1 protein-coding gene is annotated in these 2,063 nt (G+C 44.6%); it reads left to right on the top strand.

The window, feature by feature from the left end; all coding sequences use genetic code 11:
* Positions 1–2,063 (top strand): helicase-like domain-containing protein (locus WMO38_RS14945; RefSeq protein ID WP_349163207.1); only part of this gene is annotated, 2,063 nt, incomplete at both ends.

Genomic DNA, 2,063 nt, shown 5'->3' with positions numbered 1-2,063 from the left:
AAGCATTCAGTGGCAGCTACTAAGACCTATGGTACAAGCCGCATGGATGCTTATTCTATTTTTGAGGATACGCTGAACCTTAAAACTGTAACAGTCAGGGACAGGATTGATGACGGTGATGGCAAATATCATTACGAAGTCAATAAGAATGAGACAATGCTTGCAAGGGAAAAGCAGAACATGATCAAGGAGAAGTTCAAGGAGTGGCTGTTTGCCGAGCCGGAGCGAAGACAGAAGTATGTGGAATATTACAATGAGACATTCAATAACATCCGTCTGCGTGAGTATGACGGAAGCCATCTGCAGTTTCCGGGAATGAATCCGGCGATTGAGCTAAAGCCTCATCAGAAGAATGCGGTGGCAAGAATCCTTCTCGGAGGAAATACCCTGCTGGCACACTGTGTTGGTGCAGGAAAGTCATTTGAGATGATGGCTGCATGTATGGAGCAGAAGAGACTTGGACTTGCCAATAAGACAATCATGGTTGTTCCAAAGCCACTTATCGGGCAGACTGCATCAGAGTTTTTAAGGCTTTATCCGTCAGCAAATATCCTGGTTGCCACAGAGCGTGATTTTGAAAAAAGCCGCAGAAAGCAGTTCGTATCAAGGATTGCGACAGGTGACTATGACTGCATTATTATGTCACACTCGCAGTTTGAGAAAATCCCAATCTCCGCAGAGAGAAAGGAGCGGATGCTTAACGAGCAGATTGATGAAATCAGCTATGCGATTGATGAGATGAAGGAGCGTAACGGAGAGCGATGGACTGTAAAACAGATGGAAAGCCAGAAGAAAAAACTGGAGGAACAGCTGAAATCCTTGTCAGATGAGAGCAGGAAGGATGACCTTATTACCTTTGAGGAACTGGGTGTAGATTCTATCATGGTAGACGAAGCACATAATTTTAAGAACCTTGCGATTTTTTCCAAGATGAATAATGTGTCCGGTATCAGCAGCAGTGGAGCGAAAAAGTCAACAGATATGCAGCTTAAATGCCAGTATTTGTCTGAAATAAATGATGGCAGAGGCATTGTGTTTGCGACAGGTACACCGATATCCAATACCATGTGTGAGATGTATGTCATGCAGCTTTACTTGCAGAAGGCAGCACTTGAAGAGATGGGAATTTATCACTTTGATTCATGGGCAGCGAACTTCGGTGAAGTGACAACAGCACTGGAGCTTACTGTAGAGGGAAGCGGTTTCCGTTTTAAGAGCAGATTCAATAAGTTTACGAATCTGCCGGAGCTTATGAATATCTTTCGTGAAGTAGCAGATGTGCAGACCGCAGACATGCTTGACCTTGATGTGCCGGCTCTTCGTGGCGGCAAGCCTATCATAGTGGAGTCAGAGCCTGACTGGTATGTAAAGCAGGTTATGGAAGACTTTGTTGTGAGGGCAGAGCGTATCAGAGGTGGTGGAGTTGATCCAAGTGTGGACAACTTCCTAAAGATTACTCATGAGGCAAGATTACTCGGAACAGATGCAAGGCTGATTGATAAGGACGCACCAAATAATCCAGATGGAAAGCTCAATAAGGTAGCGGAGAATGTATGGAAAGAATATGAGAAAGGAAATGCCAACGGTCATATAGGCTGCCAGCTTATTTTTTCGGATATCGGCACACCGGGACCGGATAAGGATTTTACCATCTACGATTATCTGAAGGAAACACTGATACAGTATGGTATTCCGGCAGAGGAGATAGCATTTATCCATGATGCAAAGACCGACGCACAGAGGGATGCACTATTTAAGGAAATGAGAACAGGTAAGAAAAAAGTGCTTATAGGTTCTACAGATAAATGTGGTACTGGCGTTAATGTTCAGACACATCTGGTTGCAATGCATCATGTGGACTGTCCTTGGAAGCCAAGCTCCATTGAACAGAGGGAAGGACGAGGCATCAGGCAGGGCAACGAAAATGAAGAGGTGGCAATCTATAGATATGTCACCAAAGGAACTTTTGATGCATACAACTGGTCGCTTGTTGAAAATAAGCAGCGATTCATCAGTCAGGTCATGACAAGCAAGGCTGTAAGCCGAAGCTGTGAGGATATCGA

It is taken from the genome of Lachnospira hominis (ex Hitch et al. 2025) (assembly GCF_040096395.1).
Classification (GTDB): Bacteria; Bacillota; Clostridia; order Lachnospirales; family Lachnospiraceae; genus Lachnospira; species Lachnospira hominis.
This window is presented reverse-complemented; position numbering and strand designations above follow the sequence as displayed.